Below are 21,692 nucleotides of genomic sequence, written 5' to 3' on the forward strand. Positions count from 1 at the left end.
TATAATCAGGTGATTTAATGAAAATAAAGATTATGGAATCTTACAAACCATTAATAGTAATTCCAGTGATAATTACTCTTCTTGCAATAGCAGTTATAGCTATAAATGGATTACCCGAAAGTATAGATTTGCAAGGAGGATCTATAGCTGTTTTGAATCTGGAAAAACCAGTTGATAGAGCAGAATTAACCAATATTATCAGTCAGGGCTTGAATACTACTGATATTGATATCAACTCGTTAACTCAAACACAAGCCACTATTGAAATTGGTGGAGCCGCTGATGTTATAAAACTTACTGATTCATTAAGTGGAATAGCTACTATTGAAAGTTTCAGATCAGTTGGGCCGCTGATTAGTCAGGAAGCACTTACACAAGTTTATTGGGCTATCGCATTCGCATTTCTATTCATGTCCATAACCGTCTTTATAATATTTAGAAACTTTGTGCCTTCAGTGGCGGTTATAATTGCAGCATTATCTGATATTTTAATTGCTGTTGGGGGAATGTCTATTTTTGGAATACCACTTTCAGTGGCTTCTGTTGGGGCAATTCTCATGTTAATAGGTTACAGTGTGGATACTGATATTTTATTAACTACAAGAGTGTTAAAAAGAAGAGAGGGGACAATTACAGAACGTGCCCAGGATGCATTCAATACTGGTTTAGTAATGTCTGCATCAGCTATAAGTTCTTTAAGTGTTTTGTACATTGTAACTGTACTTTATATCCCATATGCACAAGTTTTAAGTGAAATAGCTGCGGTTCTAATTATTGGATTGGTTGCAGATTTGTTAACAACTTGGCTAATGAATTTAGGTATACTTAGATGGTACCTGGAGGCTAAAAGATGAATGAAAGAGTTAAAAACTTTATCAAAGATTACAGAACCATCATTCTTATAGTTTTTATAGTAGTTAGTATTGCTTCAATATCGTACTATGGAATATCTCAAGGACTAGACCTTCAGGGAGGATCCTTAATTCAGGTTCATTTGGAAAAACCCGTGGATCAAGACACTATGAACCGAGTAACTGGAGTCCTTGACAGAAGGTTAAATATATTTGGTGTAAAAGATATTAAGGTCAGAGCTAGTGGTAATCAGGATGTTATAATTGAAATTGCTGGAGTTAAACCAGATGAAGTTGCACAAATTGTTGGAACTCCTGGTAAATTTGTGGCAAAAATTGATAATCAGACTGCTCTTGAAGGTTCAGACATAGTCAGTGTGCAACCATATGAAATACAGGGCACCCAATGGGCAGTTCCATTCAAAATAACACTTGAAGGTGCCAATAAGTTCGCTAGCATTGCTGAAGGTAAAGCTGGCGCGCCGGTTGATATGTATCTAGATGATAAACTTATATCATCACCAGAATTAGCCCCAGAACTAGCTACAGGTAGGCCTTCCACCGATGTACAGATAAGTGGAACAGAGAATACAAAAGAAGAAGCTGAAAAACAAGCCAAATCTATTCAAACAGTTTTACAGTCGGGTGCACTACCGGTTAAGGTTCAAATTGTGGGAATAAGTACTGTATCGCCAGAACTTGGTACAGAGTTTAAAAATGGAGCATTGATTGCAGGGTTTCTGGCATTGATCGTGGTTTCATTAATAATATTCTTTAGATATAGAACCCCTAAACTGGTGATTCCAATAATATTCACCAGCCTGGCGGAACTTCTTTTAATTCTCGGAGTTGCTTCCATTATAAAATGGAATATTGATTTAGCAGCAATAGCAGGTATTATTGCTGCCATAGGGACTGGTGTTGACGATCAGATTATATTAACTGACGAAGTTTTAAAAAGTAGTAAACAAGAAGAGCTTGTGCAGAAAAAAGAAAGCAAAAGAAGTAAAAAGAAAAAGAAAAGTAAAAAGAGTAGAAAATCTAAGTCTAAAAGTAGAGTTTCTATAAGTATGAAAAATAGGATTAAAAACGCATTCTTTATCATATTTGCTTCTGCAGCAACACTCATAGCTGCTATGCTTCCAGTGGCATATGTCGGATTTTCAAGAGGTTCTACTGGAATAGGATCCCTTGCTGGTTTTGCATTTACCACCATTATAGGAATTCTTATTGGAATCTTTATAACCCGTCCGGTTTATGCCAAATTCCTTGAATATTTCGTTGTTGATTGAAATTTCAAGGGTAAATTTTTTTATTTTATAAATCCCATTTTATTTTATTTTTGAATGTAATCAACTAAATATAGAGGTAACAATAAGAATAATATAATTATGAACACAAACTTTATAACTAAGAAGTAGGAAACATACTGCCGGTGGGTTAATGATATCTTGGATAATTTTAGTGATAATTTTAGTAATATCTTTATTAATCGTGATAAAAGCAGCAGATTTATTTGTAGATAATTTAGTCGAAATTGGAACGGCTTTTGGAATTTCTGAGATAATATTAGGAGTTACAGCAGCAGCTGTAGGAACCTCTCTTCCAGAATTCGGTTCTGCGATGCTGGCTATATTCACTGGTAATCCTGAAGTAGGTATTGGGTGTGCTATTGGAGCCAACATATGGAACATAGGAGGAATTTTAGGGATTTCAACCATTTTTGCTGGGACAATTTTAAGCCAAAAAGAAGAGATTAAACGTGACGGAACAATGACCCTGATCACCGCCGTTATAATCACATTTTTCATGTATATATTCGGTGAATTAAATTTAATCGTTGGAATAATACTATTATTTGCATATTTCATTTATTTAGGGTTATTAATTCGTGCTCAGCAGAATAATGTCAAAATAAATAATAAAACGCCGCAAATAGAAAAAAAGAAAGGGAAAAAAAAATTAAACAAAAAAAATGTGTTATGGGTAATTGTTGGTCTGATCGGTCTGGCTGTAGGGTGCAGAGTGATCGTATTTTCAACTGTTTCATTAGCAGAGATTGCAAGTATTCCTGAAATGCTTGCAGGTATTCTTCTGGCGTTTGGAACTACGGCACCAGAATTTTTTACTGTTTTAACATCTGCTCGTAAAGGATTAAGTAGGCTTGCAGTTGGAACGGTTTTAGGAAGTAATATATTCAATATTTTAATTGGATTGGGTGTGCCCTCCCTTTTTGTTGCTATCCCCGTAGAAGAGATTGCTATTAGATTTGATGGACCAGCTATGATTGTAATTACATTCCTACTAATTGTTTTACTTAAAAGACGAATGAAACTAACCAGAGTTGAAGGAGTGATCCTTTTCTCATCATACATAATTTATATGGGAACAAGATTATACATAATGTCGTGATAACATGGTCTATAAGAAAGTATTAGTAACAAGCACTGGTGAATACCTAGATGATATTCTTGAGCATACTTTAGATCTAATATCTGAAAGGAAAATGGATGTTATAGGTCTTTATGTGGTAGATACATCAGTACCATTCTTAACTCCTAAAAAAATAAAGGAAATGATGAAAACAGAGCTCAAAAAGAAGGGTCGGGAAATTTTAGATAGTATGAAAGTCGAATTTGAAAAACCCGCCAATTATATGGTAAACTTCATAGAAATGATGGTGGAAGGAGACCCTGCAGACGAAATTGTCAGAATAGCCGAAGAAGAAAAAGTAGATGTTATAGTAATGGGTACTGGAAAAAGTATCATGGATAAACATCTTCTGGGTAGTGTTTCTGAAAAGGTGGTTCATTCTGCACCATGTACAATATTACTAATTCGAACTGTGCAGGAAGAAAAATAAAATTAATTCAAGTACTAATGATGCCTTGAGTTAATTAATTTCGTAAACAATCAAATATTTCTAATAACTTATTATTTTTATTTTTCTATTTGTTGATGGTTTATCGCCCCTAAATTAGTTAAAAAAACATGTTATCTCTCTTATTTTGGATGTATTAATCTAAAAAAGAATTGAAAACGATTAAAATTTACAAATTAGATTTATACCGGGATTAAGCAGTTTTAAAGGAACTTACAATGTCTAAAAATATGCCTTGGACCCTGAAAAAGTCGTCTGGCGTTGAATTTAGATGAATTTCATATACTTTTCCATTTTTTTCTAAATAGATAAGTTCATGTTCCTCTAAACTCTTTTCATCATCAGAAGAGTCTTGTAATAGAAAGTCTTTTGCATTAACCCCATCAACAGTTATGGTTCTATTTTCAATCATTTTAAAATTTGGATCAGACTTGTTATTAGCAGTTTTAGAATAAGGATTGAATAATTGAATAATTTTTGTGTCAGTTAAATTAAAGTTTCCTAAAAATTTTAAGGTTATAATAGATTGATTAAATTTTTCTATTTCATTTTTAGGCACTACTGTTACTACTGATTCATTAACAACAGTGGCCTTGGACTCCCATCCATCAGGATATTTGAAAGAAAAATATTGTCCATCAAAAGTTTTAAACTGGAAATCAGTACATCCCGCAACGGATATAAGAACTATAACAATTATTATTATCCATGAAGTAGGAAATTGCGTAGCTATCACTCCCCCTTTTATAAATTTTTAAATTAAAATAATTAATATAAATATATACAATCCTATTTAATTTTAACCTTTTTGAAAATAGAAACTTTTTATAAAAAATTAATTATTAAATTGTTAAAAAAGGATTTTTTTTGTTTTTTACAAAAATTAAAAACAAATAATATCGATTAATTATATTATCAACTCTTAATTATTTCAAAAATATGTTTTTTATCTTAAATCATGAAACATTGCTCATTTCCAGTTCTTTAAACTATTGGATCTATTCGTGTTTGTGCTTAGAAAACTTACAATAATAGAAATCTTTTAATATGAGTTTTATTAATAGTCTATGGTTTAAGGATAAATGAATATTATATTCAGGGATTATTATGCTATGGATAATACAAATTGTTATTTTAATTATTTCTCTAATAATTGTAATTAAATCTGCAGACCTTTTTATTGATAATTTAGTAGATATTGGTACTAGACTGGGAATATCAGAAATTATTCTGGGAGTTACAGCTGCAGCTATTGGAACATCACTACCCGAATTTGGTTCGGCAGTAATAGCTTCAGTAAGTGGTAACACCGATATTGGTGTGGGGGTAGTTATCGGGTCAAATATTTGGAATATAGCGGGTATATTGGGTATCTCTGCAACAATAGCAGGAGTTATAAAAACAGATACAAAAGGAGTTACACGGGATGGGCTTATAACATTGGGCACTGGCTTAATACTATTGTTTTTCATGTTATTTGGGGACATCACCAGAATAGCTGCTATAGTAATGATCATGGTTTACATTGCTTATCTCTGGATGTTAATACGGGCTCAAAAAGACTATTCAAAAAATGAATCTGATAAAGAAGATAAAGAAAATTTATCATCTATAGAAAAATCTGATAAAGAAGAATCAGTTGATAAAGAAAAAGTTACCAAATATATTCCAGAAGAATCCTCAGAAACAAAGAAATCAATAAAGCCAAAAAATATAATTTTCATGGTCCTTGGATTCATAGGTCTGATTATTGGATGTAAATTATTAGTTGATAGTGGAACAGAACTAGCCAGAATCGCAGGGATACCTGCCATGATAATGGGTCTTTTTACACTGGCTATTGGGACCAGCATCCCTGAACTGGTTGTTACATTATCTTCTGCAGTTAAAGGATTGCACAACTTATCTCTTGGAACGGTTCTGGGAAGTAACACTTTCAATATTATGATAGGTATCGGAATACCTGCATTAATTATGAGGGTTCCAGTAGAAAGACTATCTCTCACCTTTGATGCCCCGGTAATGATCTTTGTCACCGCACTCTTAATATTACTATCTAGAAGAGGAAATAAATTAACTAGATATGATGGATTAATTTTATTAAGCATTTACATCATTTATGCAGTAACCAGATTGTACCTTACTGGACTATAATATACTAAATTTTTTGTAAAAATTTATAACCAACATTTACTATATCTAAATTAAAGATTCATTGGTGTACACCTAATCAACTATTCTTAGTAAAATTATAAAGGTAAATTTTATGGAAAAGCCAAAAAAGTTACCAAGGGAATTGAAGGTTAAACCTATTAAAAATGGGACAGTTATAGACCACATAACCGCTAATAAAGCATTAAATGTCCTTAAAATTTTGGGGTTGCCCAATGAAAAGAGCAAAGTAACCATTGCTATGAACGTTCTTTCATCACAAATGAAAAATAAAGATATAGTTAAAATTGAGAATAGAGAATTAGATTCTCAAGAAGTGGATAAAATAGCATTAATAGCACCAAATGCCACTATAAATATTATAAGAGATTATGAAATCGTAGAAAAAGGCAAGGTTCATCTTATGGACGAAATTAAGGATATATTAAAATGCCCCAATCCCAACTGTATAACTAATACTGCTGAACCTGTTGACTCCAAATTTTTTGTAATTAACAAAAAAGCCATTATCTTGAGATGTTACTTCTGTGAGAGAATCGTAGATGAAAAAGGTATTGAATTTCAAATTTAATTTTAATAAATAAATAATAAAAAAGAAAAAAAATTAGTTCTTTTTGTAATTAAACTAGTTTAGCATACCTTGCTAAAAACACCATCTGGTAAAAAGACCTGCTTACACTTCCTGATCTCACTGTACCATGGTTAGATAAAGATTCACAAGTTATTGCAGGTATGCCCATTATATTAGAAGCATCTTCTACTGCACCCGGATATTCCATTGCTGCCGTGCTATATACAAGTAATTTGGAGCTTGTTTGTTTACTAATGTAGTAGGCCATTTTATAGCTTGTATAAAGTGGATATTTTGAACAAAACACTGCGTTTGCTCCAGGATATCCTCCTTCACGAGTAGAATGGAAATCGCCTAGATAATTAACTTTATTTTGTTTAGCCACATTTAAAATTTTGTAAGTGGGAGTTCCTGGAATATGTGATATAGTATTTGGATTTTGACCGTTCCAGTACCGTGCAACATTGGCAGTAGATGAAGGAATTGCAAACGGAACAATATAAATCGTTCCTTGAATGTCTTTATCCATTAAATAGTTAACCATGTTAAGCATGGCTATTTGTGGAGGTATCTCATTTCCATGAACTCCGGATATCATCATGACTTTAGTACCAGTTCCGTCACCAAAACGAATCATAGGTGTTCCATTCTTTGACACTTCAATCAGCTTATTTACCACGTCAGTTCGGGAAATATACTGCATCAGAACACTATTGTTAGTTACATCCCCACCAGTTGATGTATCAATATTAGAAATTTCTACAGTAACTGTTCGGTTGGTTGTTGGTGTATCTGAAACCTTTTCAACATATCTATAGGAATCACCGTACTTGACTCTTTCATAGGTAATTATCTGTATATTATATACACCTTCTGATTTCCATATAAAATCAGATGAAAGAATTTTAGTATAGTTTGGTAGCCGATCATGCTCTTTGTAGAAATCTATGATTTTAGCATAACTAAACACTATATATTCAAACCTTAAATTACCCAAAGAAGTCTTAGAAAAATTAGGTGCTCTTCCATATGAATCTATGAAATTACGAATACTGGTTGCTTTTTCTAAATATTCGGATTTTAGAATATTGCCTGAAATTTTCTGGCCTGCGGGACTAGGTGCATCGCCAACATCCGTAACAGCCACTGGCGTAGATCTATTTTGATCCAAATTTATTACAGCATCCAATAGAACTTTTAAAAACTCAGACATGGTTAAAGATTTTGAACCGACCTGAATAGTCTCTGGTAAAACTTTATTTGTCTCTACGTAATCTTTAATATAAGCAGATGCTGTTTCAATCTCTTCGATAGTCACAGATCCCATGAAATCAGATTTAGTGATAATCGTATAGTTTGGTAGCCTATCATGCTCTTTGTAGAAATCTATGATTTTAGCATAACTAAATAAAATACCTTCAAACCTGAGATTATGTAGAGAAGTACTACAATAGTTTGGTGCTCTTCCATTGGCATTGATGAAATTAAGAATATTAATAGCGTTTTGTAAATATTCTGATTTTAAAATGTTACCAGAATTAACGTTACCCGCAGGATTAGATGCCTCACCCACTACAGTAATAATTATTGGAGTATCAGTATCTCCTTGATCTAACTGTATCGTAGTTGTCAACAAAACCTTCAAAAATTCAGCCAGAGTCAAAGTATAGGATCCGACGGGAATGCTCTCTGGTAAACTGTTATATGTATCCACATAATTCTTAAGATAAATTGAAGCTGTTTCAACCTCTTCAACCGTCACAGAACCAATAGGATCCTCAGCACTAGTTTGATATATAACAGTATCTTCCTGATTTTCCGTATCGTTATCTATAGAATCTACATCACTGGACTGTGAAATATTTTTTTCCTCATTTTCTAATGCATTAGTATCATTTATTATAGTTCCATCTGTAACATTGTCTTCAATAGCATTAACACCAGTAACTGAAAAAAATATCAAAAAACTGCATGCTAATAAAGCCAAAAAAAATTTCTCTCGCGTAATGTAAAGCCCTCCAAGTTCCTATTATAATAAAGGAATTTTTAGATATTTACTGGGTATAAAATTTAATATGATTTATAGTCTATTTCTCATTATTAATGAATCAAATTATATTAAAAGCATTATATAAAAGATCTGTTATAATAAATTAAAAATTAATGCATTATCAAACTGGTTTTTGTAATACTAAATGATAATTTGTCACTTGAAAAATTATATTTTAATAATAGATGACTAATTATTGGTAATATGTTTGGCTAATCTTTTAGCCAATGCTATAATCGTAAGTATTGGTGGTAATCCTGGTGATTTGGGTAAAACACTCGCATCAGTAACATATAATCCTTGGATTTCAGTTTCTAAATTTTTATTTACAACTTTTCCGATGGGAGCAGTGCCTCCTGGATGAGCCCCACGGGGAGGTGTGGAAACTATAGTTTTAGGATCAACCCCTGCTTCCAGTAAAATGGTTCCTGCTTTAGCAGAAGCTTCGCATAAAAATTTTACGTCATTTAATGTGTTATATTTTATTATTTTATCTTTTTCTACTCGGCCACTAGATTCATCCTTAATTTTAACCATTAAACCTAAAATATCGGCTTCTTTAGCCCCAAAGTCTTTGAGTTGATTAAATATTAGACTTGAATAATGAGGGGAGATAATGTAATCTTCACATTCAATCAGAGCATTCATCTGGACTTCTTCATTAAATCCTATTCCCTCTAGAACCCCCCCTACCGTCACAAAGGTATCCATGAAAAATTTTTCTCCTGCATTCAAACCTATTTTTTGAAGTAATTTAGGAGTGGTGATTGCACCGGGAGCTAAAATTACCGTGCTTGATTTAAATAGTTTATCATAGCTTTTAACACCAGTTACTCTCCCATTTTTTGTGACTATATCTGTGATTGCTGTTTCTGGTAGAATTTCTGCACCATATTTCTTGGCTTCATGAATAAAGTCTAATGCAGTCCATTTAGCATTCTGGGGACATCCAAAAGAACATTTTCCGCATGGTTTACAGTTTTTAGGATTGATGAATTTCGGCATCTTCTGAACTTTAAAATCCAGTTTTGATGCAGCCTCCATTAACTTTAAAGTTCCCCTTCCAAAATGTGAATCCGGTAACTCTTTAACATTTAATTCTAGTTCAATTTCATTAAACTCATTTGAAAGGTTAATTCCCATTTCTTTCATGTACTCTGCCGATGTTCTTACTGCATTTCCAGCAGATACCAAGGTAGAACCACCTATACAAACTGTATTAAGAAGATCCAAACAGGAATCTGATGGTTGATAACATTTATATGCCTTACCGGTCTTTATTAATGGGCCTTTTTCAATAACTGTTACAGGAATTCCTGATTTTGCAAGTTCCATTGCTACTGTAGAGCCTCCAGCTCCTGAACCAATCACTAAAACCATTAAAAAACTTCCAAATAAAGTTCAATATGTTTTAATCATTCCATAAGATTAATAGCCTTCATTGGACAGGATAATGTGCAAAAACCACAACCAATGCATGATTGATTATCTATTTCCACAGACCAATCCTCTTTTATGGATATGGCATTTACTGGACAAAGTGAAACACAAACACCACAATCAATACACTTTTCTTCATCCTGTTTTACCACTTTTTTTACTGGAAAAACTTGGATTCCCTGATCTTCCATATATTGAATACTCTCTTCAGCTTGTTGTCCACTGATTTCCACCAGCATGTTTCCTCCTTTGGGACTTATATCTGCTCTTAAAATATTGAAATTAATATCAAAACGTTTTATGGTATCGGAAATTAGGGTATTACTTACTATGCTTGGCGAAAACCTTAATCTTGCTTTCATATTTAATCACCACCTTCACTATCTGGATTTTCACCGATAAGTCTTGAAATATCTTCTGCAGTAATCATACCCTTCAATTTATCTTCTTCATCCACTATAGGTAGGCCAGAAATGTTATATTTGTCAATTCTTCTGGCAATGACATCTACCGGCTCATTTTCCCGCGCAATGATAACCTTTTTAGTCATAACATCTTTTAAACTATTTTTTCCCTTTGCAACAGCATCTGCTACATCCCATGAAGTTACTATACCCTTCAATTTACCATTATTATCCACCACAGGTAGATGATTGATGTTATTTTCAACTAATTTTTTAGCTACATTTTTAATAACATCATTTGGATGAACTATTATGGCTGGTTTACTTTCAATATTCTTTACCAATATGAATGGTTTTCTGATCTCAAGCGGATTTACAACAGAGCCTCTAGACGGAATTTTATCAACCGGATTGGAGAGATAAAACGTTCCCTTTTCTATCCACTTTTTAAGCTGCTCTGCAACTTCTTCTGCCTTCTTTAAAGATGATAATGGTGAGGTAGGAATTTCCATGCCATTTATTTCAATTTTACCAGTTTTAAGTTCTGCATAATTTGTTTCTCTAATTATGGGACGGCTTCTTCGAGGTACACCGTAATCTATAATGCGACAAACTATTTCTTCATCACTTATGGCAGTTCTTGCAGCTATCTCTTCATTTAAGATAGGTATGGGTATACCTGCCCCCACATAGAGTGTTGACCCGTACTTCTGCATATTAGCTCCCCGGACATAATCAGAGTTCATTTCTTTCATGTCACCTTTCAACATTAATGTCCCAGCTGATGTTACTGGTACTCCGTGCTTTCTTTCTGTTTCTGTGGCGTGCTGAGTTCCTTCCCCAATTATATAACCCTGGGCACCGCACAGGAAAATTCTAGTCCCCATACCAATGGTTTGAAAATAGGGATCATTAATTAAAGGACTAAGAGCACCCGCACTGGAATAGGTTACATTACCAAAATTCGGCAGTAAAGTACCCATATAAGTATATAATGTTTCGTCTGTTGAATTTACAGCAACTGCATAGTTCTGATAACAATTCCGAGGGTTTACCATAACTGCCTGATTCAATTTATCAAGAGTTAAATTAGTTTCTAAATTCTTTAAGGGATAGCAGTCTGTACCATATGCTTCCACATGTAATTCAATTTCTTTTCCTCTTATTAAATCTTCAATTACATGGGCCCCACCATAGGCAGATCCTATCTCTGGGTTTTGATTAGGTTGTGTTGCCCCAATATAGGCGTCTACAGCAGCTAAACCTGAATACGCCTCCACGTTATTTAGAAATGTTTTATTCATTTTGATTGGAGGATCAGAATGCCCGAAATTTAAAAATGCTCCAGATGAACACATAGCACCAAATGTTCCTGTAGTCACTACATCCACTTCTTCTGCAGTTTCTTTCAAACCCTTTTCTGCAACTAAATTTACCATTTCAGCCGCATTTACTACTACAGCGTCGCCATTTTTTATTTTATTATTGATTTCCTCTATTGTCTTCATCTAATCACATCCGGTGCTTTGTAATCATGAATATTTCATTTAAACTGTTATTCAAGAAAAAAATGAAATCCCAATAAATAACCATATTTAATATCTAACCCTTATAATATTATACTAATTCAATATAACTTTTCTCTTGGTATAAACGATATTGTTAGTATGGAAATTTAAATTGAAACTTATTAAAATTTTTTATAAAACATGACGATATAATATTAATTATCAAAATCACTGATTGAGAAGTTTTGTAGGAGAAGGAATAAAATGACTTTTTTTATAGATCAAGATTTATTGGAGAAAATTATTCATTCACTTGAACATAAAGCAGATTATATTGATATTCGAGCAGGAGAAAGTAACAGTACCTCCATTATTATGAAAGATAGTAAGATGAAAGATATCAAATCTGGTGCGGATTTTGGATGCAGTGTACGTGTCTTGAAAGATGGAGCATGGGGATTTGCATTTACCAGCCAGATTTCCAAACTGGAAGATATGGCTGGGGAAGCATTCAAATTAGCCAGTTCATTAAAAAGTGACGTTTCACTGGCGAAAATTGAAAATATAAAAGATAAAGTTAAATCAAATGCAAAAATAAAACCATCAACTGTTTCAATGGACGATAAAAAAGATTTGATTACAGAGATCGATGCTGCTACCAATATAGATAAAGTTATAAGTACTAATGTAAGCTACGTAGATATGGAAGGTAGAAGCCTTTTTTTAAACTCCGAAGGCTCTTCAATCCAGGTTGAAGATGCTAGGGTGGCTATTTTTTTAAATGCAGTTGCATCTTCCGGAGATAATATGCAATTTGGACATGGAAGTATAGGTGGAGCCTGTGGATTTGAAGCATTGAAAAAAGAGGATACAGAAAAATTTGGAAGAAGAGTGGCCCAAAAAGCTGTAAGACTTCTTGATGCGAAATCAGCCCCCTCTGGCAAATTCACAGTTATAATGGATCCAGAATTAACAGGAGTATTTATTCACGAAGCTGTTGGTCATGCCTCTGAGGCTGATCTCATCCTGCAAAATGACTCCATATTAAAAGGAAAAATTGGAGAAACAATAGGATCTCCTCTGGTTAATATTGTAGACGATGGAAGCATGGACGCCTTTGGTTATTATGCTTATGATGCAGAAGGTGTTAAAACCCGTGCAAACCAGTTAATTAAAAATGGTAAATTAGTATCAGTTATAAGCTCTAGAGAAACAGCTTCAAAACTTAATATTGAACCTTCAGGAAATTCCAGGTCATCCATAAGTGACCAACCCATTGTCAGAATGAGTAATACCTATTTAAAATCAGGAAATTTGGAATTTGAAGAATTAATTGAAGATATTGAAAATGGAATCTACCTAAAAGGTTCAAGAGGAGGTCAGGTAGATACTGGAAAGGGTATATTCCAATTTAATGCTGCTGAATCATTTAATATCCAAAAAGGAGAAGTTGGCGAGCCTTTACGTGATGTTTCATTATCCGGGAATATTTTAGAAATTCTTAAAAAAGTTGATGGGGTAGGTTCTGACTTTAAGATGAGCCTGGGTTTCTGTGGTAAATCTGGACAAACTGCCCCGGTTGGAGATGGCGGACCACATGTAAGAGTAATTGAAGCTACAGTTGGAGGGATGCAATAATGTTAACAAAAGAAGATGGAGATTTTTTATTAAAAGTGGCCCGAAAGGCTATAGAAAACTATCTTAAAAATAATACTGTGATAAAAACTCCTGAAGACATTCCCTCCATCTTGAGAGAAAAAATGGGAGTATTCGTCACTATTCATGAAAGAAAAGATTTAAGGGGATGTATTGGGTATCCAGAACCTGTGAAACCATTGATAAATGCAGTTATTGACTCAGCTATATCTGCCGCAACAGGAGATCCTCGTTTTCCCCCTATGCAATTAGATGAACTTGGCATGGTAGATCTGGAATTGAGTGTTTTAACCCCACCTCAGAAAGTTCAAGTTAAAGCTCCCCAAGAATATTTAGAAAAAATTGTAGTGGGAACTGACGGCTTAATTATGGAAAAAGGTTTTAACAAAGGCCTTCTACTCCCCCAAGTCCCAGTCGAATGGGGTTGGGATGTTAAAGAATTTTTAACTAACACCTGTCTTAAGGCCGGACTTCAACCAGATTGCTGGTACGATGATAAGGTAGAAGTTTACAAATTTCAGGCTGAAATATTCCAGGAGAAAAGTGATTAAATGTTCATTCCTACTATACCCACTGCAGAAGAGATTCTGGATAAAGCATTTGGACGGGCTAAAAAGGCAGCTAATAAAGTTCGTACATCTAAAATACCTAGAAATTTAAAATCTAAAAAAATTGAAGAAGCCAGAGTTAAAACTGCCTCGCAAAATATTCAAGAAACGTATAATAACATTTTAGAGAAGGTTCCCAATATTGAAAGTCTCCATATGTTCTACCAGGATTATATAGATGTTGTTGTAGGGGTGGATCAAATGAAAAAATCCCTCGGAGCATTAAATTGGGCTGTGGGGATTATAGCTAAACTTGAAAATGAGTACGTATTCAAAATTAGAAGATCCGGACCTGAAAATTCTTCTAGAATCCGTAAAGAAGCATTTGGACGTATTTCATCAGTTATACATAGAATAGATGATGATCTTGAGTTTTTGGATTATGCTAAAGTAAGACTTAAAAACACTCCTACCATTGACTTTGACGCAGTAACTGTGGTTATAGCTGGCTTTCCTAACGTGGGAAAATCTACGTTGCTCAGAAGGTTAACTTCAGCAGAACCTAAGGTTGCGGATTATCCATTTACAACTCAAGGCATTCAAATTGGTCATTTTGAAAAAAAATGGATCAAATATCAAATAATTGACACTCCCGGCCTTTTGGACCGGCCAGTAAGGGATATGAATCCTATAGAACTTAGAGCTATGGTGGCATTGGAGTACCTAGCAGAAGTTATTTTATACATCTTTGATGCATCAGAAACCTGTGGATATTCATTGGAAAGTCAATACAAGTTATATGAAGAGATTAATAGACTTTATGATACTCCAATGATATGTATTTTTAATAAAATAGACTTGGCAGAAAATGTTAAGTATCTTGATGAGTATATTAATAAAGTGGATGACCCTCTCCTTTTAACGGCAACAGAGGGTGTTGGAGTAACCGATCTTATAAAAAGGCTGGAGGAATTTGATGGTGGAAAAAGATATTGAAAAAAAAGATATGCCTGAAAAGGATGAAAAAAAGGAAGAAATAAAAGCCAAAATTGAAGAAGGGAAAGATAAAGTTGAAAAACGTAAAACCACTGCAGAAAAAATGTTTGAAGACATATTAAGCAATGTCAAAGAGATGCAACAAGAAGTTGAAAAAAGAGTGTCAGATTACGCTAACTCAATCCCTGCCAAGCCCAATATGGATGTAATAGAAACTGAAGAGTCTATAATAATTAAAACTGATCTTCCCGGTGTCAGTAAAGATAATATAAATATTAACCTCACTGAAGATACCATTGATATCCAGGCCAAATTTGAAGAAGAAAGTAAAGTTTCAGAGGCTAATTTTATAAAGAAAGAGAGAAAATACGGTGAAGCTCGAAGATCTATGGTTTTACCTGCAAAAATAAAAGTTAAAGGCGCTTCTGCCAAATTTGATAACGGTATTTTAACTGTAGAACTCCCAAAAGTAGAAAAAGCAGAAAAATTCAAAGTAAACATAGATTAATTAGACATATTCTTTTTTTTGAATTTTTTTCAATCTTTTACTTTATTTTAAGGTATTCTAATTCTCAATAAGAACTACTTCTAATAATAAAAAATCCTAAAAAAAGTTCTTTTTAATCTTTTAGAATTTCAACATTATCCATATATTTGGCGTAGGTCTCGTCAATAGTCTCTTCTATAACCCTTGTATTTGCAACTGTCTCCATAAAACCAGATTCCATTTTGAATCTAGGTAGAACATGTACATGAAGATGTTCAACACTTGCTCCGGCAGCTATACCCAGATTTATCCCAACATTTATACCGGCTGGTTGCATGACTTTCCTCACAAGCTTTATAGTTTTTTGGATCATGATAAATAAGTTTTTAAGTGATTCTGGGTCGAGGTCTATTAGATCAGTTACATGGCTAACTGGAACAACCTCTAAGTGGCCCCTGTTATAAGGAAATATGTTCATAAGTACCATATTCTCTCCATCATTATAAAGAACTCTGGAAGGAACGTTAGGATCATTACCTGCAATAGCACAAAACAAACAAGGAACATCTGGCTTTTTAGAAGGATATGAACCGCGGGAAGGTGCAAAAAGAACTTTGTAACCCTCCCTTTTACTAAAAAGTCTGGCAATACACACTGCCATTTTAGCTACATCTACAGCGTCATTACCAATTAAAACCATAGAAGGCTCCTTACCCCAATCACCTGTGTGATAAATTACATCGGGAACTTTTCCTATTCTATCAACGGCTGATTTAACCCCCCATGGAATAGTTCCTCCTTCTATTTTTCTTACATCATCTGGTTCTTCTCTTCGATCATAATAAGAAACATTGAGCCCTAATTTAGTGCAGATGTCTATCAATCCTTCATCGTATCTTAAATTCAATGCACTTCTTTTAGAAGAATCATATTTCATAATATTCAAAACTAAACGGGCCATGTGCGATGATGCGCCGAAATCTGGTGTGGTAAACACTTTTGGTTTATTATCTACAGTGGTGATACGCCCTGGAATCCCTGCAACATCCAGTACAGTTTTTGCATCTTTTTTGGCCATTACAATATTGCTTCTAACCTCTGGGATTAAATTGGCAAACTCCTTGGAACTTTGAAGTATCTTTGCTGCATTTTTTAGATTCTGAATTTCCATGACATAGAATATGGAATTAATTTCATATAATCTTTATTAATTTCTTAAAAATCCAGAAAATTCTGAAAAAACCTCATTTACTGCGATTTTTTCTGGATAGGTAGCCCATTAATTATTTTAGATAAAATTTGATATGGAGATTTTTTATGAGATTATTACTTAATTCAATTTATTCCGAGAATTTTATATACTTCCAATACTTAATTAGATTTTAGTGATAACATGGAAAAAATTAAGGAATTTAAAGGATTAACTGGAAATCTTTTAGCTTTTAAAGAGGAAGTTGCCAATGCAGATAAAGTAACATTTGTAGGAATGCCTGGCGTGTGCACTCCTTTTGCAGAACTCTTTGCTTACGCTATAAGAGATAAAGAATCTATTTTTATAACTGGTAAAGATATTGAAAGTGCTAAAAAATTAGAGTTAAAACCAGAGGGTATGCAACTTACAGTCAGTGCAGATCCAGAAGCAGAAGTTGTTGCTCTTTTAGGCGGGCTTTCCATGCCAAAAAGTAATATTAGTGCTGAGGAGATCCAGGAACTGGTGGATAAAATCCTTAAAAAAGATGGAAAGCTAATAGGCCTATGCTATATGGACATGTTTAAAAAAGCGGAATGGGACAAAAAATTAGATTTTGATTGCATAATAGATGGTACATTAACTGGTAATGTGTTCAGATGAAAAGAGAAATGGTTGATATTAGAAAAGTGGGAATGCAGAAAGGATTACTTTATGAAACTATCATTACCACTAAAAATGTAGATAACATTCCTAATGCTGCCCCAATAGGAGTTATATGTAAAAGTGAAGAGGAAATTATCGTTTACTTGCACCATGGCTCTCACACTTTGGACAATATTAAATTACAAAAAAAATTTGTGGTTAATATAGTTAAAGATCCAGAGACATTTGTCCAATGCACAATTTCAGATCCTTCCTCAGAGTATTTCAAAAAGTATAAAGACCAATTTGTACTGAGGAATGCAGATGGATTTTTTATAACAGAATTAACTGATATAAAAGAAGTTGAAAAAAAAGATCAACTGGGTGTGTCCCGATTAAGTATAATAAAAGCCTATGCAAAAGAAGTTATCATCAATGAAAAATGTGTAAAACCATTTAACCGTGCTTCTTTTGCTGTAATAGAATCCTTAATTTATCTTACTCGACTTGAATTGGTTGATAAAGATACTCGTCTCCAATACATTGAGAGGATTAGAGAAATGTCTAAGCTTGTAAATAAAGTTGGGGGCTCAAAACATAAAAAAGCAATGCAAAATCTATTAGATTCTATTGAAAGATAAATTTAAAATAATTAGAAAATAGATAATTTAGCATAAATATCTAAAAAATAATCTATTTATAAATAGAATAATTTTTAGGAAGTGAGAAAAATGGAAAACAATGATAGTAAAGAATGGATGTTGGGATTTCTGGGATTTTTGGGATTTTTAGGTTTTACAGCCTTTACTTCACACGACCCTATTCTATTATTCCAATTCTGTTTATTCGGTCTTTTTGCATTTTTCCAGCCCAAAATTGATCAATTTAAATATGTAGGATATTTAGGTGCTTTATTTGGTCTGGTGATGGCATTTTTAGGAATTACAGGAATTATACGAGTCTAAAACATACTTTAAAATATTAATTGTTTTAACTTCCATTTGTATTCAATTAATTTATTTTATCAAATCAACAAACTGGAACGACTCCCCATTAAAAAGGCCCTGATCACTTATTTTAAGTTTGGGAATTACTAGCAGCGCCATAAAGGACAGAGTCATAAATGGTGATTCCAGATTAGAACCCATGGCCTTTGCCGCCTGGTGTAAATTTTTAAGTTTCAAAGAGACTTCTTCCGCACTCTCGACGCTCATAAGTCCTGCTATTGGAAGTTTTAATGAATAACAGCTAGTCTCATCAATTGCAGATAGTCCGCCTTTGTTCTCTAGAATTAAATTAACTGCATGGGCCATGTCTTTTCCATTACTTCCAACCACAATAATGTTGTGTGAATCATGAGCAACACTGGAAGCTATGGCTCCGTTTTTTAGTCCAAATCCACGTATAAAAGCGTTAGTAATTCGGTTATGGCCATACCTTTCAACCACTGCAATTTTTAGAATATCTTCACCTACTTTTGGTTGAATATTGTGATTTTCTACTGGTAGAACTTCTTCAGATTCTTCAGTTAAAAGTTGTCCTTCAATAACATCAATTACCCTTACTTTCTCAGCGTCATTAGTAGAGGATACTTCAAAATCCTTACCTGTTTTTTTATTAAGAATAAAGGTGCTCTCGACGGTGAGCGGTTTTACATTAAAGAGTACTTTACCTTTTTCTGAAACCAGTTCCCCTCCGATATAAACTTTTTTTACATTTAATTTTTCGATATCATCTACAATCACCAGGTCAGCTGATTTACCTGGCTGTATAGCGCCATTATTTAAGCTGTAATGTTGAGCCGGGTTTAAAGTTACCATTTTAATAGCTTTCACTGGATCCAGGCCTAATTTTATCGCTTTTCGTAACATGACGTCTATATGTCCCTGGAGTAGATCTTCAGGGTGCTTGTCATCAGAAACAATAAAATCTCCGCCTACGGATAGGAGGTCGGCTAAATTTTTGGCAGATGATCCTTCCCTTAGCATTATTTTCATACCTTTCTGTCTTTTCTCCCGTGCCTCTCGAGGATTGGTACATTCATGATCAGTGGATATTCCTGCTGCAATATACTTACATAAGTCCGATCCAGTTAAAAGTGGCGCATGACCATCAACTGGTTTTCTATGTTTTTTAGCGGTTTCAATCTTCTTTAATACTTCTGGGTCTTCCCCTATTACACCGGGAAAATTCATCATCTCCCCTAATGCCACTATTTCATCATTTTTTAGTAGTTTATCAATTTCAACTGAACTTAAAACAGAACCAGAAGTTTCAAACGGTGTTGCCGGGACGCATGATGGTGCAGTGAAGAATACTTTGAGTGGTACTGATGATGAATCGTTTATCATGTATTTTATTCCCCCAATTCCCATTACATTAGCTATTTCGTGGGGATCAGCAACCACTCCTGTAGTACCATGGGGCACTACGACTTCTGCAAACCTTGAAGGTGTGATCATTGAACTTTCAATGTGGATATGGGCGTCTATAAAACCTGGTACGATGCAACCTTTTAAATCTTCTTTAACTGGTTTTACGCATTTGATTATACCATTTTCCATTGTGATTTCAGCCGGATATATTTCCTCTGTGAAAACATTTAAAATATTTCCTTTTATCATTCAAGTCCCTCCATTACTAAACAATTATATAAACTGACTAATAAATAAATAATAGGTGTGAAAATGGAATTTCAATATATTCTTAGGATAATAGTATTTTTGGTTGTTTTAGCCAGCATAGCTTTTGTTTTCTGGATATTCTTAACATTCCAAAAAGAACAAATGCAAGCAGACCTTTTTTTAAGATATGATTATGTTAAAAAAAGTATATTAACATTTTTATCAGCAATTGCAATATTATTAATATTGAATTCACTCGATAATGTGGGTATAATCATTCCCAATATATTACACAGCGTTATAGATCTTATTGTTTTGTTTTTAGTCTTTTTAGCTGTTTATTATTTTAGATCCAGAGTAACCATAACCAAATAAAAAAAAAAATATTTTTTGATTTAAATTTCTACTTAGAATCATCCTTGTGGAGTTCCTCTAGAAGAATGGGTAAAAACGCTCCTACATCAGTAACAATACTTACAACTTGAGCACTTCCCCTGTCCGCAAGTTTAGTTACTGTAGCAGGATTTATATCCACACAAATACTTTTTACCTGTGAAGGGAGGATATTACCTGTTGCTATGGAGTGGAGCATGGTAGCAATCATTATCACCATATCAACGTCCTGTACATAGGTCCTCATGGCATCTTGTGCGTTTATTACGTCAGTTATGACATCAGGTAGTGGGCCATCATCTCTTATAGAACCAGCGAGCACAAACGGAACATTATTTTTCACACACTCGTACATTATCCCTTTTTTAAGAATTCCTTTTTCTACGGCCTTTTTTATGGAACCTGCCCGGTTAATTTCATTTATAGCATATATGTGGTGTCTGTGCCCTCGGGCCACTGCTTCTCCGGTTTTAACACACATTCCCAGTGATGTCCCGTGAATTGCATTTTCAATATCATGGGTAGCTAGGGCATTTCCAGCAAATAACACGTCAATGTATCCTTCCCTTATCATCTGTGACAATACGGGTGCAGATCCAGTGTGAACAATTGCAGGACCTCCTACAATTCCTATCTTACCACCTCTAGCTTTAATCTCCTTAATTTCTTTAGCTATCTTTTTAATGATGGTTGTTACTGGTTTTTCTGAGGATACATCACTTCCCATGAATTCAAAAACTCCCTGTTTTCCTCTAGGCCTTTCAGGAGGTTCTACTTTTATACCTTCACGTCCAACAACTACAAGATCACCCTTTTTTATGCGACCCATCGGTTTGCAGTATGCTCTTTTAGCCTCTGAATCTAAAACTATCATACAATCCATCTCTATATTTTCAACTGGAATCCATTCCTGATTGTAGCGTATAGAAGTTGGGTGATTTGTTGTGGAATAAAAATCTGTAGGAAGTACTTTATCTTTTTCAGATTTTTGAAGTTTTACTTCTCTAATTTCAGCTATGGTGGCTCCAATTTCGCTTAATTCGTCGAGAATCTCGTTTAAATGAGTGGGATCTTTTCCTTCAACCATAATTCTGGCATAACTGGTATCGGTTTTTTGTTTACCTACCTGAAATTCAAGAATTTTAAAATCTCCTCCCATATCCATTATAATATCCAATGTCTTGGGAAGCATTAGAGAATCGATTATATGTCCTGAAAGTTCCACTTCTCTCGTATTCATGGCAAATCCTCACATCATTAATTAAATGTTAGTAAAA

Annotated in this window: 22 protein-coding genes; 14 read left to right on the forward strand and 8 right to left on the reverse strand. The window is 33.9% G+C overall.

The features are described 5' to 3' along the window. Positions 1 to 17 precede the first annotated feature (17 nt). The 4 genes from CIT01_02065 to CIT01_02080 all read left to right on the forward strand — a co-directional run bounded on the left by CIT01_02065 (position 18) and on the right by CIT01_02080 (position 3,714). Positions 18 to 854, forward strand: a complete 837-nt coding sequence (locus CIT01_02065) for a preprotein translocase subunit SecF (protein ID AXV37072.1) — start codon at positions 18 to 20, stop codon at positions 852 to 854. Further along, positions 851 to 2,143, forward strand: a complete 1,293-nt coding sequence (locus tag CIT01_02070; protein AXV37073.1) for a preprotein translocase subunit SecD — start codon at positions 851 to 853, stop codon at positions 2,141 to 2,143. Before CIT01_02065 ends, CIT01_02070 begins: the two co-directional genes overlap by 4 nt. 151 nt (positions 2,144 to 2,294) lie before the next feature. Next, positions 2,295 to 3,263 (forward strand): cation transporter, encoded by a 969-nt coding sequence (locus CIT01_02075; protein ID AXV37074.1) that lies wholly within the window; start codon positions 2,295 to 2,297, stop codon positions 3,261 to 3,263. Between the two features lie 4 nt (positions 3,264 to 3,267). After that, the gene (locus tag CIT01_02080; GenBank protein AXV37075.1) at positions 3,268 to 3,714 is read left to right on the forward strand and encodes a universal stress protein; all 447 of its coding nucleotides are present in this window, start codon (positions 3,268 to 3,270) and stop codon (positions 3,712 to 3,714) included. Positions 3,715 to 3,925: 211 nt separating this feature from the next. Here CIT01_02080 and CIT01_02085 read toward each other — a convergent pair whose 3' ends face one another. After that, positions 3,926 to 4,468, reverse strand: coding sequence for a hypothetical protein (locus CIT01_02085; GenBank protein ID AXV37076.1), 543 nt, complete (start codon positions 4,466 to 4,468; stop codon positions 3,926 to 3,928). Between the two features lie 371 nt (positions 4,469 to 4,839). Here CIT01_02085 and CIT01_02090 point away from each other — a divergent pair, with 371 nt between their 5' ends. Continuing rightward, on the forward strand, positions 4,840 to 5,886 hold the full coding sequence (locus CIT01_02090) for a cation transporter (protein AXV37077.1): 1,047 nt from the start codon (positions 4,840 to 4,842) through the stop codon (positions 5,884 to 5,886). 112 nt (positions 5,887 to 5,998) lie between these two features. Then, a complete protein-coding gene (gene pyrI / locus CIT01_02095; GenBank protein ID AXV37078.1) occupies positions 5,999 to 6,475 on the forward strand; it encodes an aspartate carbamoyltransferase regulatory subunit in 477 nt (158 codons plus the stop codon). 49 nt (positions 6,476 to 6,524) lie between these two features. Here pyrI and CIT01_02100 read toward each other — a convergent pair whose 3' ends face one another. The 4 genes from CIT01_02100 to CIT01_02115 all read right to left on the reverse strand — a co-directional run bounded on the left by CIT01_02100 (position 6,525) and on the right by CIT01_02115 (position 11,877). Further along, on the reverse strand, positions 6,525 to 7,112 hold the full coding sequence (locus CIT01_02100; protein AXV38693.1) for a deacylase: 588 nt from the start codon (positions 7,110 to 7,112) through the stop codon (positions 6,525 to 6,527). 1,602 nt (positions 7,113 to 8,714) lie between these two features. Then, positions 8,715 to 9,905 carry a ferredoxin gene (locus CIT01_02105; protein AXV37079.1) on the reverse strand — a complete coding sequence of 397 codons (1,191 nt, stop codon included), beginning with the start codon at positions 9,903 to 9,905 and terminating at the stop codon, positions 8,715 to 8,717. 35 nt (positions 9,906 to 9,940) lie between these two features. After that, a complete protein-coding gene (locus tag CIT01_02110) occupies positions 9,941 to 10,327 on the reverse strand; it encodes a ferredoxin (GenBank protein AXV37080.1) in 387 nt (128 codons plus the stop codon). A gap of 2 nt (positions 10,328 to 10,329) precedes the next feature. After that, on the reverse strand, positions 10,330 to 11,877 hold the full coding sequence (locus tag CIT01_02115) for a hypothetical protein (GenBank protein ID AXV37081.1): 1,548 nt from the start codon (positions 11,875 to 11,877) through the stop codon (positions 10,330 to 10,332). Between the two features lie 264 nt (positions 11,878 to 12,141). Here CIT01_02115 and CIT01_02120 point away from each other — a divergent pair, with 264 nt between their 5' ends. Genes CIT01_02120 through CIT01_02135 form a run of 4 tightly spaced genes read left to right on the forward strand, consistent with a single transcriptional unit; the run spans position 12,142 to position 15,585 of the window. Next, positions 12,142 to 13,515, forward strand: a complete 1,374-nt coding sequence (locus CIT01_02120) for a hypothetical protein (protein ID AXV37082.1) — start codon at positions 12,142 to 12,144, stop codon at positions 13,513 to 13,515. Next, entirely contained in the window at positions 13,515 to 14,084 is a 570-nt protein-coding gene (locus CIT01_02125; GenBank protein ID AXV37083.1) for an AMMECR1 domain-containing protein, read from the forward strand. The genes CIT01_02120 and CIT01_02125 overlap by 1 nt, the downstream gene beginning before the upstream one ends. Next, entirely contained in the window at positions 14,085 to 15,077 is a 993-nt protein-coding gene (locus tag CIT01_02130) for a GTP-binding protein (GenBank protein AXV37084.1), read from the forward strand. A 10-nt stretch (positions 15,078 to 15,087) separates the two neighbouring features. Further along, positions 15,088 to 15,585: a heat-shock protein Hsp20 gene (locus CIT01_02135; protein AXV38694.1), complete on the forward strand. Its 498-nt coding sequence runs from the start codon at positions 15,088 to 15,090 to the stop codon at positions 15,583 to 15,585. 112 nt (positions 15,586 to 15,697) lie between these two features. Here CIT01_02135 and CIT01_02140 read toward each other — a convergent pair whose 3' ends face one another. Beyond that, entirely contained in the window at positions 15,698 to 16,735 is a 1,038-nt protein-coding gene (locus CIT01_02140; GenBank protein AXV37085.1) for a phosphomethylpyrimidine kinase, read from the reverse strand. A gap of 222 nt (positions 16,736 to 16,957) precedes the next feature. Between CIT01_02140 and CIT01_02145 the strand changes: the two genes are divergently transcribed. The 3 genes from CIT01_02145 to CIT01_02155 all read left to right on the forward strand — a co-directional run bounded on the left by CIT01_02145 (position 16,958) and on the right by CIT01_02155 (position 18,363). Next, on the forward strand, positions 16,958 to 17,416 hold the full coding sequence (locus CIT01_02145; protein AXV37086.1) for a hypothetical protein: 459 nt from the start codon (positions 16,958 to 16,960) through the stop codon (positions 17,414 to 17,416). Beyond that, positions 17,413 to 18,039: a hypothetical protein gene (locus tag CIT01_02150; protein AXV37087.1), complete on the forward strand. Its 627-nt coding sequence runs from the start codon at positions 17,413 to 17,415 to the stop codon at positions 18,037 to 18,039. The genes CIT01_02145 and CIT01_02150 overlap by 4 nt, the downstream gene beginning before the upstream one ends. A gap of 90 nt (positions 18,040 to 18,129) precedes the next feature. Then, entirely contained in the window at positions 18,130 to 18,363 is a 234-nt protein-coding gene (locus CIT01_02155) for a hypothetical protein (protein ID AXV37088.1), read from the forward strand. A 51-nt stretch (positions 18,364 to 18,414) separates the two neighbouring features. On the opposite strand, the gene ade is transcribed toward CIT01_02155, so the two are convergent. Continuing rightward, on the reverse strand, positions 18,415 to 20,022 hold the full coding sequence (ade, locus tag CIT01_02160; GenBank protein ID AXV37089.1) for an adenine deaminase: 1,608 nt from the start codon (positions 20,020 to 20,022) through the stop codon (positions 18,415 to 18,417). 63 nt (positions 20,023 to 20,085) lie between these two features. Here ade and CIT01_02165 point away from each other — a divergent pair, with 63 nt between their 5' ends. Beyond that, positions 20,086 to 20,397: a hypothetical protein gene (locus CIT01_02165; protein ID AXV37090.1), complete on the forward strand. Its 312-nt coding sequence runs from the start codon at positions 20,086 to 20,088 to the stop codon at positions 20,395 to 20,397. Between the two features lie 28 nt (positions 20,398 to 20,425). Here the strand turns inward: CIT01_02165 and CIT01_02170 are convergent, their stop codons facing one another. Beyond that, positions 20,426 to 21,655 carry a TIGR00300 family protein gene (locus CIT01_02170; protein AXV37091.1) on the reverse strand — a complete coding sequence of 410 codons (1,230 nt, stop codon included), beginning with the start codon at positions 21,653 to 21,655 and terminating at the stop codon, positions 20,426 to 20,428. Between the last annotated feature and the right edge of the window lie 37 nt (positions 21,656 to 21,692).

The organism is Methanobacterium sp. BRmetb2 (assembly GCA_003491285.1).
Taxonomy (GTDB): Archaea; Methanobacteriota; Methanobacteria; order Methanobacteriales; family Methanobacteriaceae; genus UBA117.